The organism is Lactiplantibacillus plantarum (assembly GCF_014131735.1).
Classification (GTDB): domain Bacteria; phylum Bacillota; class Bacilli; order Lactobacillales; family Lactobacillaceae; genus Lactiplantibacillus; species Lactiplantibacillus plantarum.
This window is the reverse complement of sequence record NZ_CP039121.1, coordinates 438,181-453,758: the sequence shown is the minus strand read 5'-3', so window position 1 is coordinate 453,758 and position 15,578 is coordinate 438,181. Positions and strand designations below refer to the sequence as shown.

General features: G+C 44.1%; 18 protein-coding genes. All 18 read right to left on the bottom strand.

Annotated elements, in window-relative coordinates:
- Positions 1 to 114 precede the first annotated feature (114 nt).
- Positions 115 to 474, bottom strand: coding sequence for a hypothetical protein (locus E5260_RS02010; protein ID WP_003642415.1), 360 nt, complete (start codon positions 472 to 474; stop codon positions 115 to 117).
- Positions 475 to 565: 91 nt separating this feature from the next.
- Positions 566 to 694 (bottom strand): hypothetical protein, encoded by a 129-nt coding sequence (locus E5260_RS15345; protein WP_003642416.1) that lies wholly within the window; start codon positions 692 to 694, stop codon positions 566 to 568.
- Positions 695 to 946: 252 nt separating this feature from the next.
- Complete coding sequence (locus E5260_RS02005) at positions 947 to 1,669, bottom strand: sulfite exporter TauE/SafE family protein (RefSeq protein ID WP_003642418.1); 723 nt, start codon at positions 1,667 to 1,669, stop codon at positions 947 to 949.
- A gap of 59 nt (positions 1,670 to 1,728) precedes the next feature.
- Entirely contained in the window at positions 1,729 to 2,079 is a 351-nt protein-coding gene (locus tag E5260_RS02000; RefSeq protein ID WP_003642419.1) for an AzlD domain-containing protein, read from the bottom strand.
- A gap of 20 nt (positions 2,080 to 2,099) precedes the next feature.
- A complete protein-coding gene (locus E5260_RS01995) occupies positions 2,100 to 2,885 on the bottom strand; it encodes an AzlC family ABC transporter permease (protein WP_003642420.1) in 786 nt (261 codons plus the stop codon).
- 136 nt (positions 2,886 to 3,021) lie between these two features.
- The gene (locus E5260_RS01990; RefSeq protein ID WP_003642421.1) at positions 3,022 to 3,519 is read right to left on the bottom strand and encodes a GNAT family N-acetyltransferase; all 498 of its coding nucleotides are present in this window, start codon (positions 3,517 to 3,519) and stop codon (positions 3,022 to 3,024) included.
- A 585-nt stretch (positions 3,520 to 4,104) separates the two neighbouring features.
- On the bottom strand, positions 4,105 to 5,439 hold the full coding sequence (locus E5260_RS01985) for a D-alanyl-D-alanine carboxypeptidase family protein (RefSeq protein WP_003642422.1): 1,335 nt from the start codon (positions 5,437 to 5,439) through the stop codon (positions 4,105 to 4,107).
- Positions 5,440 to 5,508: 69 nt separating this feature from the next.
- Positions 5,509 to 6,669, bottom strand: coding sequence for a sensor histidine kinase (locus E5260_RS01980; RefSeq protein ID WP_003642423.1), 1,161 nt, complete (start codon positions 6,667 to 6,669; stop codon positions 5,509 to 5,511).
- 16 nt (positions 6,670 to 6,685) lie between these two features.
- A complete protein-coding gene (locus E5260_RS01975) occupies positions 6,686 to 7,375 on the bottom strand; it encodes a response regulator transcription factor (RefSeq protein WP_003642424.1) in 690 nt (229 codons plus the stop codon).
- A gap of 90 nt (positions 7,376 to 7,465) precedes the next feature.
- Positions 7,466 to 8,155, bottom strand: a complete 690-nt coding sequence (locus E5260_RS01970; protein WP_003642425.1) for a YoaK family protein — start codon at positions 8,153 to 8,155, stop codon at positions 7,466 to 7,468.
- A gap of 175 nt (positions 8,156 to 8,330) precedes the next feature.
- On the bottom strand, positions 8,331 to 9,260 hold the full coding sequence (locus E5260_RS01965; RefSeq protein ID WP_003642426.1) for a peptidylprolyl isomerase: 930 nt from the start codon (positions 9,258 to 9,260) through the stop codon (positions 8,331 to 8,333).
- 269 nt (positions 9,261 to 9,529) lie between these two features.
- Entirely contained in the window at positions 9,530 to 10,681 is a 1,152-nt protein-coding gene (guaB, locus tag E5260_RS01960; RefSeq protein ID WP_003642427.1) for an IMP dehydrogenase, read from the bottom strand.
- A gap of 285 nt (positions 10,682 to 10,966) precedes the next feature.
- Positions 10,967 to 11,692 (bottom strand): DUF1129 domain-containing protein, encoded by a 726-nt coding sequence (locus tag E5260_RS01955; protein ID WP_003642428.1) that lies wholly within the window; start codon positions 11,690 to 11,692, stop codon positions 10,967 to 10,969.
- A 21-nt stretch (positions 11,693 to 11,713) separates the two neighbouring features.
- Positions 11,714 to 12,814: a redox-regulated ATPase YchF gene (ychF, locus tag E5260_RS01950; protein ID WP_003642429.1), complete on the bottom strand. Its 1,101-nt coding sequence runs from the start codon at positions 12,812 to 12,814 to the stop codon at positions 11,714 to 11,716.
- Between the two features lie 30 nt (positions 12,815 to 12,844).
- A complete protein-coding gene (locus E5260_RS01945) occupies positions 12,845 to 13,036 on the bottom strand; it encodes a DUF951 domain-containing protein (protein ID WP_003639829.1) in 192 nt (63 codons plus the stop codon).
- A 24-nt stretch (positions 13,037 to 13,060) separates the two neighbouring features.
- On the bottom strand, positions 13,061 to 13,951 hold the full coding sequence (locus E5260_RS01940; RefSeq protein WP_003642430.1) for a ParB/RepB/Spo0J family partition protein: 891 nt from the start codon (positions 13,949 to 13,951) through the stop codon (positions 13,061 to 13,063).
- Positions 13,941 to 14,708, bottom strand: a complete 768-nt coding sequence (locus E5260_RS01935; RefSeq protein ID WP_003642431.1) for a ParA family protein — start codon at positions 14,706 to 14,708, stop codon at positions 13,941 to 13,943. Before E5260_RS01935 ends, E5260_RS01940 begins: the two co-directional genes overlap by 11 nt.
- Before the next feature lie 2 nt (positions 14,709 to 14,710).
- A complete protein-coding gene (gene noc / locus E5260_RS01930) occupies positions 14,711 to 15,562 on the bottom strand; it encodes a nucleoid occlusion protein (RefSeq protein WP_003642432.1) in 852 nt (283 codons plus the stop codon).
- Positions 15,563 to 15,578 lie beyond the last annotated feature (16 nt).

The following is a 15,578-nucleotide window of genomic DNA, read 5'->3' as shown; positions in this document are numbered from 1 at the left end:
CACACTAATGTCCTATGGCAGACTCACGCCAACTAAAAGTTCGGCATAACCAGGTTCTAGAATACTAAAAGACCAGGCCCTAATGAGTTGAATGCTCATTAGGGCCTGGTTTGCTCAATCTAGGTCAAAGATAAAGATGATGGTTTCAATCAATACAATGAACGGGATGTATCGAACAAATAAGATAAAGTACCAGAAGGCCTCGTTAAAACTCACAACATTGAATCTAGTTATCCCTAGAATAATCAAACAGCTAACTAGTATCAAAATTGAAAATAGCTTTTTTATCCTTAATCGTTTGCCAAACTCTGACCCCATAATTACGGCCAGCAACAGCCCACAACTCACATACCCAGTGAGCTGATTACTATCCAGCTTAAATCCAACCTGAACCCCCGTCGAAAAGTAAAGTGCCGCAATGTATATCAGCAAGTAAATCCCTGCAATAACTTGAATTCGTCTGTAGCTATTCATATATCTCCCCAATTTAGCAGTTCTTAGAATAAAACTATACTAAAAGGAAACCAATAAGCCAATGCTTTTTTCAGCTATGTAGCACCTGTAATTAAGCATCGTTAAAATAAAAAATCTTCAACAATAAATATTTCAATCCCGGTTGTTCAACTTTAGAACCGTGCGCAAGGCCGATTAAGAAGCTACAGTCAGGTACGCTCAACGGCACTATCTTACGCATCCACGTCTGCTCCCAAAACAGATAAGCGCTGTTCCAGCTGTAGCTGGCAAATTCTTGATTATTAAATTAATAATATTAAATTTATACATTGGGATTAACTCGTTTATAACCGAAGACAGATTGTCGAAGTGCTACCGCTGCTTTCTGAAAATATTTTTTAACACTTGGACGATTTGCACCATCAAAAAAGGCCAAACGCATTGCGCCTGACCACTAAAATCAACTCGTAATGAAGGTGATAAATACCTCGTTCTAAACTGGCGCAATCAAATAATACCCGCCACTAAGTCCAATGAACAAGTAGATCAAATGCCGGACTGTCGTCATGGGTAGCCGCGGCAGGATTCGTGCCGCCAGCGCCGTCCCAATGACCGCACCTACCATACCAATCATAATATGGGGGAGCAAGACTGGCGTCAGAATACCGTTCAGTACGCGGACTGTCGAAATATAGACCACATCGATCAAAAAGAAAGTCTGCAAATTTCCCAAGTAATCCGCAGTCGTATCGGCAAGTGATAGAAAATAAAGGGCCATCAGCGGGCCGCCAATACCGAATAACCCATTGAAGAACCCCGAAATAATCATGAAGAGACCGGCTAACCACCACGGATAAGTCTGATTCGCCGCACGTTTGCTCAGACTAAAGTACCCGGCTAACGAAACTAACAGCGCACCTAATAACCGTCGCAATAATTGCACATCTAAAACTTGACCAAGATGTACCGAATAGGCCGCCACACTGGCATAAACGATAAACGGCACAATAATCTGACGAAAGTGGATATGCTGATGATAACGCCAAACTAATGTTATGACACTGGCTGCCATAATAACGCCCGCCACGGCCGCACTTTGAGCAATCGGAAACAACTGTGGTAAAAAGATCATCATGACGATGGCCGCACCAAAGCCCGTTAACCCTTGGACCAGACCAGCCAATAATCCGGGTAAGAAAACCAATAACCATACCATCAACGTATCCTCTTTTCATCATAATAAAAAAGAACCGGGTCACCCAGTTCCAACAAAATCTAAATATGAATTAGTAACACAAAAATCATCACTGAGACTAGACCAATCACCACTGATAAAGTCATTGAACGCGTGCGATAAGCCACAAATCCAACGAGAATAGCAGAAATAATCATCCCCAGATTGCCAGAAGTGATCACTGCGTACTTACTATCGATAAAGACACTTTTAACAACTAACGCCGTGAATAGTGAGACGGGTACGAACCGCATCCATTCATTAAACCATTCTGGGATCTTCCGCTTCGTAAAGAACAGTAGCGGGAAAAAGCGTGGTATGAAAGCCACACACGCACAAAAAATGACCAACCAAAAATGGTCCATACTACTCATTGAGCTGACTGATTGCATAAGAAAAACCCCTCTGTGCCCTACTTGTCAGATTCTTCCATGGCTGTTTGGCCAGTAGGATCGTGAACCTTATAGAGTAAATGACTTTCTGGCTTATGTGCCAACAAGTAACGTTCAATAAAGTAACCGGTCAACGACGCGAGTAGTGTTGACACCACTAGGCCCAGCGTACTCTTCATTAAGACCAGAAAACCTATCGTTAGAACGCCAGACAAAACTGCCACTAAGATAATCAAACGGCTCTTAGTTTGCATAATTGCCATATAAATGAATAGTGCCGTCAGCGCAAAATCCACCACTTGGAGATTAATCGTCAATGCACTGCCAATCAAACTACCAATAATATTACTTACCGTCCAAAATAATAACGAATAGTGTTCGACCATTAAGGCCTGCGATGGCTTCCAATGCTTGTCCGTCGCAAACTTTAAATAGTTGACCGCGTAATTTTCATCATTCATCGAAAACGCAAACGTAAAAATGAACGGTAATGATTGCCCCTTCAGATAGCGCGATAAGCTGGAACCTAATAAGGCGTACCGTAACTCCAAGAAAAACATCATCAAAATAATGGTTGTCATCGGTGCATTAATTGTCAGCATCGATGCAATTAAAAATTGGGCGCCACCGGAAAAGACCATTACCGAAATTAACGCCGTCAGTAGATGGTTGAACCCGGCCGCATGCAATAAAACCCCACAAGCTAACCCGATGGGAATATAGCTAAGCCCAAGTGGCATTACTGTTCGTAATACCACTAACCAATTTGGCTCGTTCTTTTTCACCAAGAATGCCTCCAGTACCATACCAGTAAAGAATTCTAGCAACAACAGCGAGCGTCAAATTACTTAGACACTCGGACTTAATTTTAACATGTTTTTTATTGCAATCCTACACCTTGTTAAGTTTTTAAGTGTATGTAAGCGGTATCAATACCATTTTTTACTTGAAATGTTGTCCCAGAATCACTAAGTCATTCGGTCGGCCACCTAATTCAGCGACTTCTGGCAGAAACCCCCACTGTTCGTACCCAAACTTTTTGAACAGCTTAATGCTTGGAATATTACTTGAAAAAATATAAGCGATAATCGTTGTTAATCCCAACACAGGTAATTGTTTAGGAACTAATGTCAAAACCTGGCTACCGATTCCCTGTCCTTGAACACTGCGATCCAAATAAACTGAAATTTCAGTCGTCTTTGCATACGCTGCCCGTCCATAAAATGGTGACAGACTAACCCAACCGACCACTGAGTCGTCCTTTACAACAACCCACAGCGGATAGTGTTCAGGGGTATGACTCAAAAACCAATTTCGACGTTGCTCAACCGTAACTGGTTTAAGATCAGCCGTCACTTGATGACTGGGAATCGTTTGATTGTAAATATCTACAATAATGGGTAAATCTGACATGGTTGCAGTTCGTAATGATACGCTCATAGGTGACTTTCACTCCATTCGGTTTAACTACTGTTATCAGTCTTCATTATACAGTTAATCGTGGATCATGCTAACAAATTCTACATAAATGGAATCGCAATTTATCCGCAAAGCTAGCATTCAAATATTAGCAAAAAAAGAAAGAACGCTCAAACTGGAACGCTTGTAGCGAATAGTCGAAGTAGTGACTAAGATAGGCACACGGCCTAATTTAGGGAATAATTTTTAACAAAGCACCTCATAATTATCCCGATTTAAACGTTGCTTTTTTAGCATCGCCAAATGAAGACTATTAATACTCTTTTTATCATAACATCCGCAGCCGTTCAACTTGGTCATCCTTGACAGTGCCTTTTTGAAATTACTCTGGATGCTAATTATTTTTAATTAGCTAAATCAGTGGCACAGCCCTGGTCATTAGTTGCCTGTCATGAATCACTATTGCCAACAAAAAAATCCTCCTTGAGCAGGCAAGTCTCAATTACTAGCTTGCCTACTCAAAGAGGAATATATCTTTTAAGAAATATCTCGTAGCGTTTACTAAGCTAATGCACCCACAGAATCTAATACACTAACTGCTATAATTTAGTTGAACCAGCTCTTAACCCCGCGCCACATCCGTACAAAGATATTTGCTTTGTCGATGGACTTCTTAGGCGTTACATTGATGGTCATATTCTTGCTAGTCGTTCCGTCAACTACCTTGATAGCTTTCTTGCTTAGGTTCAAGTTAACAGTACCGACAGTCTTGCCATTCTTAACGGGTGCTTGTAATTTACCATCGGTTGTCGCCGACTTCTTCAAGCTGACCTTACCAGTAACGGCACTAGCATCCGTCCCGGTTGGCAAGTAAATCTTGGTTGCACCACTATTTGAAACGAGTTGCGACGTTAAGGACTTCCCATCTTGGACATCAACGGCTTTCACACCATTGATCTTGCCATTCTTGTTAATCGTCGTAGTCGTGTAGTTGTGGTAAACATATGACATGATTTCAGCCGTTTGAGTGAAACGTTCCGTCCCACTATCGTTAGCGGCACCGGCATGCATGACGACCGTAATGATCCGGTTACCATTGCTAAACTTAACGGTCCCAGTGAAGGCATTCCCAGCCTTAGTGGAAGTCCCAGTCTTCAAACCATCCACAGGAAGTGCGGAGTAATGTTTAACTAATCCTTTGAGCATGTAGTTTCGGTTATCCATCTTGGTTGCTGAACTAGTGCCCTTTTCAAACCAAGCATGGGCAATGCTAGAAGTCTTTAAAACTTCTGGGTAATCTGATAATAGCTTTTGCGCAACGGTAGCAACATCTTGTGCTGACATTTCGTTTTCAGCACTGGCGGCAACGTTACTGTACCCAATTGTGCTGCCAACCTCTTTATTGGTTAATCCACTGGCATTAATAATGGTAGCGTCCGTGATCCCCCATGATTTAGCCGTCTTCCGCATCAAGCTAACAAACTTATGGGGCGTCCCGGCTACCGCGTCACCCAAGGCTGTGATAGCGGCGTTAGCGGAATAGATTTCAGTCGCGTTATATAATTGCCGCACTGAATACGTCTTCGTTGATAATAACGGTACGTTCGCATATTCCGTGTTTTGGCTCATCTTAGCGACTGCCTTGCTAACACTGATTTTTTGATTCCAAGACAACTTACCTTCATGGATCGCCTTAAGCACTAAATATGTACTTAACATCTTCGTCATTGATGCGATCGCCATTGGCTTACTACTGTTCTTATCATACAGGATCTGACCGGTCGACGCGTCAACCGCAATGGCGGCTTTCGCAGAGATCGATGGTGTACTGGCTGCTTGGGCCTGGAGGTCAGCCCCCGCAATGCCTAAACCAGCTGTACTAAACGTGACTGCCGCAACGAGGGCAATCATAACTTTCTTTAACTTTCCCGCAAATCTCATTTCTCAATTATCCCTTTCTTAATTGCTAATGCTAGTTTTAGTTTAAATAATTATGTCTGTGGAAACAAGTTAATTTATCATATCCGATTGTTTTTTTGTTAATGGGTGGTCATGTTTAACTGGCAAATGAATAACAAAACTTGTCTGCTCATCATCACTTTGCGCATAAATATAGCCACCGTGGTGATCCACGATACTTTGGGCAATCGCTAAGCCCAGTCCAGAACCCCCGGTCGCCTTAGAACGCGATTCTTCAACCCGATAAAACCGTTCAAATAAGCGTCCCAACGACTCAGCTGGAATACGCTGACCATCATTCGTGACGTGAATCACGACTTCTTCACCACGTTGTTCAGCTTGTAATACTACGTTTTTAGCACCAGTTCCATATTTAAACGCATTAGTGATCAAATTGCTGAAGACCCGCCCCAGCTTTTCAGCATCGGCTTCAATGTAAATAGGCTGCGTGCCACTTTCTACTTCAATCTTCAGATGCTTCTTGTTCGCTTCCAGCTCAAAGCTTGCCGCTAACTGTTCTAACATGGCCGTCAAGTTTAACCGATTAATGGCCAACGGTGTCTCTGTCTGCCGTGATTTCGTATATTCAAACAGATCTTCAACCAGTGACTTCATTTGTGTTGCCTTCAAATAGGCAATATGCGCATATTTAATTAAATCCTCTTCTGATTGGTACTGTTTGTTCTCAATTAAGCCTAAATAGCCGATAATTGACGTCAACGGCGTTCGAATATCATGACTGACATTCGTAATTAACGCATCCTTAGACCGCTCAATTTCCCGTTCCTCGTCCATCGAGTGGATTGCCGAGTCTACTAAGGCATTAACACTTTCAACGACTCGTTGTGTATCACCAGTCAGATTAAAGTCAATCCGATGGTCAAAGTGGCCGGCCGCAATATAATGCAACTCACTAATAATATGTCGTAACTGCATCTGTTTGTATCGTCGAATTAATCGCCAATATAATACGAAACCGTCCGCAATCAGCATCAGTCCAATAAAGATGTTTTCATAACTCCATAGCTGGTAGTTATTGGGACCAATGGTAATCGATCGTTTAATTTGGAAAATACCGCTCTGTAACCCCGGATTATGCGCAATCGTACTGTTGATCAGTACTACGATCGACAAGTTTAAAAGGAGTAGCAAAATCACCGTCACTACCCCTTCAAAAAATAATTCACTTTTTTCGCGTCCCGTTAATTTCAAAAGCTAACCCTCACTCTTAACGCGATTCAATCTTATAGCCAACGCCCCAAACGGTCTGAATGACTTTTTCTCCATCCGTGGCTTCTTCGATCTTATCCCGCAAATGACTCACGTGCACCATCACGGTCTTAGCTGAGACAATACTTTCTTGCTGCCAAACACGTTCAAAAATATCATCAGCTGAAAAGACTCGGTTAGGATGACTTGCGAGCAAATACAAAATACCAAATTCTAACGCGGTTAATTGAATATCCTTACCCGTCAACGTTTTAACTTCGTGCGAATCTTTATTGATCGTTAACGGTCCAATGTCCAAAATATCAGGCTCGGTAGTCGTCACGTTATTTTCAGAACGTCGTAATAGTGACTTGACCCGTGCCATAATTTCAAGCGGATTGAATGGCTTGGTGACGTAATCGTCAGCTCCCGTAATCAAGCCCTGAATCTTGTCCATATCACCAGTCTTGGCCGACAAGACTAGGATTGGAAGTTGGGAATCTTTCCGTACTTCTTTGATGACCTCAATCCCATCCATTTCAGGCATCATGATATCCAAAATCATTAACGCAATATCAGGATTCGTATTTAATTTAGTCAAAGCTTCACGGCCATTATAGGCGCTAATTGGTTCATAGCCTTCGTTTTTAATATAAATTTCTAATAGTTGTGCAATTTCTTTGTCGTCATCGACTACTAAAATTTTCATCTTATTTTTCTCCTTAAATAATTCTGTTTTTATTTTACCAAAAAAGCGGCCGGGCTTGGCAGTTAACGATTGATTTTAGAGAAAACGCAACTATTCCGCGTCATTTGCCGTACGGTGAACTAATAACCAAGTATAGTATCCACCTACTAAAATCAATAATCCCGCCGCAACCCATATCGTCCGTAATGTCCACCACCGCTGCAATATCGCCGAAACAATCGCGCCCGTAGCAAAGCTCAACACTAATTCCCAATACACTAAACCAGTGTCAAGCTCCGTGCGCACGCCTGTCAACCAATAATTCGTCAGCGCGATCGTTGCCTTCTTGAGATTACCAGTAGAGAACACGTTATTATAGCCGTGGCCGGCGATTGCGCTGAAGGCTGTCGTCTGCATCGCCATCACGAATGCGAGTGGTGGGACCACCATCGCATTACTAACAGTCGCTGGTAGCATGCCGACCATTAAACAAACAACCAGCTCTGCCACCAAAACGGGCAAGCGCCAGTAGTGTGATCGCGCGCCCAACCATTGTTTCAGTATACCCACAACAATTACACCTAGTGTAAAAAAGAGGACTGTTGCTAATTTAGTCAACACACCCGGTAAATTCCACTGTGCCACATCAACACTGAGAAAAATCAAATTACCCGTTTGACCAGCTGCTAAGACACCACCCCGTTGGATGAATGTGTATGCGTCAATAAAGCCACCGATACAGGTTAAGCCCAAGCCAATTTCTCGTAACTGGAATAAATGGCGTGACTGAAACCGTTGCATCTACTCACCTACTTAATATGTTGAATTTGGCACCTCACTAAACTGGTACAATACGTTTTAATAAGTCCATCATAGCGCAATTAATCATCAGTACCTAACGAAAACGCGCCTTTTAACCCATGACAGGTTAAGAGACGCGTTCATAATCATCACATCATTGCTGATGATTCTATTGTTAGCTATTTTGGGTGGTTAAATAATCATTAAACGCTGGTGCGAAATGGGCATCAACTACCTTAACGTGGGCCGCTTTGAAAACTGACCGAATCGTCGCAACTTGCGTCTGCTTGTCCATCATCCGCTGTTGCTGGATTTTTTCACGCAAATAATTTGTCACATCAATCCGCTTACCGCTATCATCAGTTACAGCCGCAGTCTTAGATCGACGACTGACAACGTTGATAATTTCATAAGTTGGTTTGTCTTTCGTGTCGGCAGTTTCCATAACTGTTTTGACCGGTTTCGTGACATAGTGTCCCACTCGTAGTTTGGCTGTAGCCTGTACAATTGCTGGTGCTAGAGTTTGATTATAACTGTCAAACTGCGCTAATTTTCCAGCAGTTGTGTGCGCTTGTCGATTATTCTGATATTTTCGCACTTGCGAATCAAAGCTAGCACCCGCATTCAGTTCAGCAATAATTTTTTGCGCTTGCTTCTCATTGGCCGTCGCAATGTGTTGAACCGTTGTCATTGGCATATAAGCTGCTCGGGCTTTTTTTAGTTGTGCTTTAGTCACTGGATACTTAGCACTAATGGCTTTCTCCATCAATAAATTCGCTTTGATTTGCGATTTTAAACGCGGTTCAGTGACATGATTACGTTCTAAAATCATGTGATAATTTGCGCCTGCCTGCCGTTTGAATGCTTTTAATTTAGCAGTTACTTCAGCTTGTGAAACATGATATCGTTGATTAAGGACTTTGTTTAGAGTCAATTCTTGAACAGCCTGTTGCGTCGTCGCCTGGTTTTCAATTTGTTTAAATACTTCCGCTTGTGTGACCTGGCCAGCATCTGACTTGACCAATGTCGTAGCCTTCGCTTGACACCCTGTTAACATGACTGCGATGACTAGACTCGCACCTACCCCTATTAACCGATACTTCATTTATATTAGCCCCTTTCTTTGCATCACTAATACCACGATATCATTAAAAATCTAATGAACTTAATAAGTAACACAATCGTGTACAGAGCTAGTATCAACGTCCTAACAAGAAAGAAGCACTACGGTCAATCTACACGAACGTTACATCTGCCTATATTTTCCGCTGGTACTCACCAGACAAAAAAAGCATAGAACAAAGTTGATGTTCTACGCTTACTTGATGCTTATTCAACTAAACCAATCAGACTGACTCATACGATATCGTCATTTTAACCGTTGACTGAATAGTTCGGTGCATTCTTTGTAATTTGAATTTCATGTGGATGTGATTCGCGGAGCCCAGCGCCAGAGATTTCAACAAACTGGGCGTTTTCGATCAAGGCATCAATGTCTTTAGCGCCAACGTAGCCCATGCCAGAACGTAAACCACCTAACATTTGGAAGATAATATCATCAACGCTGCCTTTGAATGGCACACGTCCTTCAACACCTTCTGGAACTAACTTGTTCGCTTCGTTCACGCCGCCTTGGAAGTACCGGTCAGACGAACCATGAGCTTGTGACATCGCCCCAACGGAACCCATGCCCCGATAGAACTTGTATTGACGGCCATCGTCAAAGACAACCTCACCCGGTGCTTCGGCTGTTCCGGCTAACATACTCCCAAGCATCACGGCGTTGCCACCAGCAGCGAGGGCCTTAACGATATCACCGGAATACTTGATCCCACCATCAGCAATGATAGCTTTGCCGTATTCGCGAGCAACGCTGGCAGAATCATAAACCGCTGTTAATTGTGGCACCCCGACACCAGCGACAATCCGGGTCGTACAGATTGAACCAGGGCCAATCCCCACTTTAACAACATCAACACCAGCTTCAAATAAAGCACGCGTGCCTTCTGCCGTCGCAACGTTACCAGCAATCAATGTCTGCTTAGGGAAGTGGGCCCGAATTTCCTTGATCTTCCGAAGCACACCAGCGGAATGACCATGAGCCGTATCAATAACGATGGCGTCCGCACCAGCGGCAAATAGGGCTTCAGCCCGGTCAAAGGTATCACTAGTGACCCCAACAGCCGCAACGGCCAACAAGTGATTGTTGGCATCAACGGCAGCGTGTGGGTGATCATCATCCTTAACGACCGCTTTGATCTTCTTAACTTCTTCAGCCTGCGCTTCAATGCTTAAGTTCTTATGGATAACAGCTAAGCCACCTTGGTTGGCCATCGCGATTCCCATTGCGGATTCTGAAACAGTATCCATTCCCGCACTAATAATTGGAATATTCAGCTGTAAATTATCGGCAAGTTTAACACCTAAATTGACTTCATTCGGTAAAACATGACTTTCGGCCGGAATTAATAGTACATCATCGAACGTATAACCCTTTTTTCCAAACTTTGTATCCCAATTAGACATTGAACGTTAGCTCCTTATGTTTTTATTTTTATCTGTAAAGGTAACAAAACATCGCGATAAATGCAAGGGGTTGCGCAGATTTTCAGAAAGTTCTTATTTTAAGCCTGTAACGCCCAACCGAATGTTCCAGGTTGGGCCGAGCGTACTTCACACACAACTTTCATTCAGTCATTACATCCGTATCACCAGTTTAAAAGCTAACTAGGTGAATAACAAGCAATGACCACTTGCAATCGACAAAAAGACAAGCCAATGCACGCCATCAGCTTGTCTTTCAGTCCGAGCCTAAAACATGCTCGTCGTAATATTAAAGCGCCGCTTCAACCACATCCGGGCGAAGAAGACGACGACGGCAATGATCAAGTACGCGATTCCTGGTAAGACCGGGTTCAATGGTCCTTGAATCATTGACATGGTTGTAAAGACTAACATCCAAACGATGATAGCCAGTACTGACCACGCGATTTTCTTCCATAACGAAACTTTCTTGCCATCTTTAGCAGGCATTAAGTATTCGAATAACTTAGCAACGCCCAAACCACCAATGGCGGACGTAATCAGAATAGCGGTGATCCCGTTGGCACCAGCTGAATTCTTAGTAGCGTTCGTGCCGATGAAGCCCATGATCCCGTACATTAAGCAGAAAATCATGAATAGCATCAAGCCATTGTCCAGCGCCGTGACCCAATAGTTCGCCTTTTGACGTTCTACCGGTGTCTTTTTTGGATTCACAATCTCTTCGGTCCGTTCTTGAACGGTCCCGTATAATTGACGAGCCGTGGTTCCCCGACCTTGTTCCGCTAACAATGTAGACGTCATTTCATTCAGAACTGCCGTCTTTTTCTCACCACTCAACGCTGTGGCATCAAGTGACTTGCGCATCTGACGCATATATTCAGCATTGCGCTTCGTCAACTCAGTCGCTTCGTGAACTGGCCGTTCTGCGGCTTGAGCCTGCTTGGCCCCGGCCGCGGCGTTCCTAGGTGTCTTTGAAGTTTCGCTCTCACTCACTATACAATTGCTCCTTTCAGCTTAAACGTTGAAGCGGAATTCGACGATGTCGCCATCTTGCATGACATAGTCCTTACCTTCCAAACGCAGCTTACCATTTTCCTTGACCTTTGCTTCTGAACCGGCTTCATCCAAAGCATCGTAAGACATCACTTCAGCCCGAATAAATCCACGTTCAAAATCAGAGTGAATAATTCCCGCTGCTTGAGGGGCCTTAGTACCGCGTTTAAACGTCCAAGCCCGGGTTTCCTTACCACCAGCCGTGAAGAAGGTTTCCAGTCCTAATAGCTTGTAAGAAGCCCGAATCAGCTTATTCAAGCCAGGCTCTTCAACGCCTTCAGCTGCTAAAAAGTCGGCCTTGTCGTCATCATCTAGTTCGGCAATTTCTTCTTCAGTTTCAGCAGCAACACCAATGGCTTGGGCTCCTTCTTGCTTAGCATAGTCCGCAACCACTTGGAAATACTTAGAGTTTTCTGGATCGGCCATGTCATCTTCGGCAATATTGGCTACATACAGCACTGGCTTAGACGTTAATAAGAATAAGCCCTTGACGATTTGTTGGTCATCTTCGTTGAATTCTAGTGAACGCACGGGTTTGCCGGCTTCCAAGGCAGGTTTGATCTTTTGCAAAACAGCGAGCTCAGCCTTAGCTTCTTTATCGCTCCCCTTAGCAGCCCGTTGCACTTTAGCCAAACGCTTATCAACAGCTTCTAAGTCCGCTAAACTCAATTCTAGATTAATTGTTTCAATATCATCTTGCGGATCGACTTTACCCGTCACATGGGTGATATTGTCATCATCAAAGGCCCGGACCACGTGCACAATTGCGTCAACTTGGCGGATGTTTTCAAGGAACTTGTTCCCAAGTCCTTCACCCTTACTAGCACCCTTGACGATCCCGGCGATATCCGTAAATTCAAAAGTCGTGGGAACGACCTTCTTTGCGGGGATGATTTCTTGAATTCGGTCTAGTCGTTTGTCGGGAACTTCAACCATCCCAACGTTGGGGTCAATCGTCGCAAATGGATAGTTGGCCATTTCGGCGCCCGCCTTCGTAATTGCGTTAAACAATGTGGATTTACCAACGTTTGGTAACCCAACGATACCTGCTGTAAGTGCCATATCGGTTATTCACTCTTCCTTTTTTAATAATTAAGCTTGATCGGCTTTGCTTTCTAATACCTTTTTGAGTTTTTTATTGAACTCACGACGCGGCATCATGACCACGTGACCACATCCCGTACATTTAATCTTAATGTCAGCGCCCATCCGGGTAATTTCCCAGCGATTGACACCACACGGATGCGCCTTTTTCATCTCGACAATATCACCTAAATCATACATGCGCAACGCCCCTTTATAAATTAATTAATTTAAATCAATACTGAGAATTTCTAAAATCCGTGTCAAATCTTCATTTGACAAGTACGGAATTTCAATTTTCCCTTGATCAGCTTTGTTCGCCTTAGTTTGAATCGAAACGGCCGTCCCAAACTTCTCTTGTAATTGTTCTTCACTCGCACGGATGTACGGTGACTTCTTGGGTGCAACTTTTTTGGCCGGCTCCTTGGACTCGCCGTTATAACGCGCCACGATTTGTTCCAACTGACGGACCGTCATGTTATCCTTCACGACGCGCTTCGCTAATGGCGCTAACTTGGTTTTATCCTTCAAAGACAAAAGCGTTCGAGCCTGGCCCATGGACAGTTGGCCCTTTTGGATATACTGTTTGACCCCATCTGGCAAGCCCAATAACCGCAAATAATTAGCAATATATGGCCGACTCTTGCCTAGGCGCTTTGAGACTTCCGCCTGCGTCAACTTCAGCTTCTTCATCAACGAATCGTAGGCCGCAGCTTCTTCAAGCGGAGTTAAATCTTCCCGTTGTAGATTTTCAAGCACCGCTACTTCCATCATTTGTTCTTCGGTAACATCACGGACAATGGCTGGAATAGTCGTTTGATGAGCGAGCTTCGACGCCCGAAAACGCCGTTCACCAGCAATGATTTCATATTTATTCAGCTCGGCATCCGGTTGTCGTACAATGATTGGCTGGAAAACGCCGGACTTTTCAATCGAGCTGGCGAGCTCCTTAAGTGCCGTCTGATCAAAAGTTCGCCGGGGTTGGTACGGATTGGCATGAATATCCTTAAGATCTAGATCAACCACGGCTTCTTCACTAGCTGGTTCGTTAACATCGGCAAACAGAGCTCCAATACCGCGTCCCAGCGCCTTATTATCTTTATCTTTACTTGCCATGAGCGGCCAACACTTCCTTTGCTAGAGCTAAGTAGACTTGCGCACCTTTCGAACGGGCATCATAATCGACAATCGATAGGCCGTGGCTAGGTGCTTCAGATAACCGCACATTGCGGGGAATAATCGTCTTATAGACGGCGTCCTTAAAGTATTTCCGAACTTCTTCGTTGACCTGGGCTCCGAGATTGGTACGGGCATCGTACATAGTCAATAGCACGCCTTCAATTCGCAACTGTTTATTAAAATGTTTTTGTACGAGCTTGATCGTATTCAATAACTGACTCAGCCCTTCCAAAGCATAGTACTCGCTTTGAACCGGAATCAAAATCGAATCACAAGCCGTAAACGCATTAATGGTCAGCAAGCCTAACGACGGTGGACAATCGATCAAAATATAATCATAATCATCCTTCACGTCATCGATGGCATCACGTAAGCGGGTCTCACGTGCCATCATCGGTGTCAGTTCGATTTCTGCCCCAGAAAGCTGAATTGTAGCCGGAACGATATCTAAACCCTTATGACTCGTTGGGATAATGGTTTCTTTAATGGGAACGTCATTGATTAAAACGTCATAGATTTCACGTTCGATGGTCGACTTTTGAACACCTAAACCACTGGTCGCATTCCCTTGCGCATCCGTGTCAATTAATAAAACTTTTTGGCCTAATTCGACCAGACTAGCCCCGAGATTAATACTCGTGGTTGTCTTGCCAACGCCACCTTTTTGGTTAGCGAGTGCAATTACGGTTCCCATAATTATTGATCACCCCTTGGTTGATTTTTTGGAATTTCAATCGTAATCCGATACCCGTCATCCGTATCCTCTTCATGGGTCTTCACGGGTAAGCCGGCATCAGTTACCATCTTAATTGATTTTTTGATCGTATTCACAGCAATTCGCGTATCGCCGGTCAACCCCCGTGCACGTTTGCGTTTGGGCTTCGGCGGCGTTTGGGTCTTCGCCACTAGCTGTTCTGTTTCTTTGACCGTCAATTGATCAGCAAGCACCCGTTTCAAAACCGCAGCCTGTTGCTCCACAGCCAAGTTGAGTAGTGCGCGGCCGTGCCGTTCGCTGATTTGTCGCTGCAACAACGCCGTTTGAACCGGCTGTGCTAACTTCAACAATCGCAACTTATTCGCAACTAACGACTGACTTTTGCCCAATTCTTTCGCTAGCGCCGATTGCGTCAATTGGTTGAGTTCCATCAGTTCTTGGTAGGCCCGAGCCTCTTCAATGGCCGTTAAATCTTGTCGCTGTAAATTCTCGATCAGCGCCATTGACGCGGTTTCACCATCATCCATCTTTTGAATGATGGCCGGCACATCCGCCCAATGAAGTGAAGAAATGGCGCGGAACCGCCGCTCACCAGCGATAATTTCGTATTTCTGCGGTTCGTATTCCCGCAAGACAATTGGCTGCAACAAGCCGTGATCCGCAATCGTAGCAGCCAATTCAGCAATACCAGTTTCATCGAAGACTTGCCGGGGTTGAAACCGGTTGGGGATAATGGCAGTGACCGGAATACGGACAATTTGTTGCTCCGTGGGGGTCGTGGCCGCCTCGGTTTTATGTTTATCACGATTAGAACCAAATAATGAAAATGCCATTGAAATTACCTCCCAC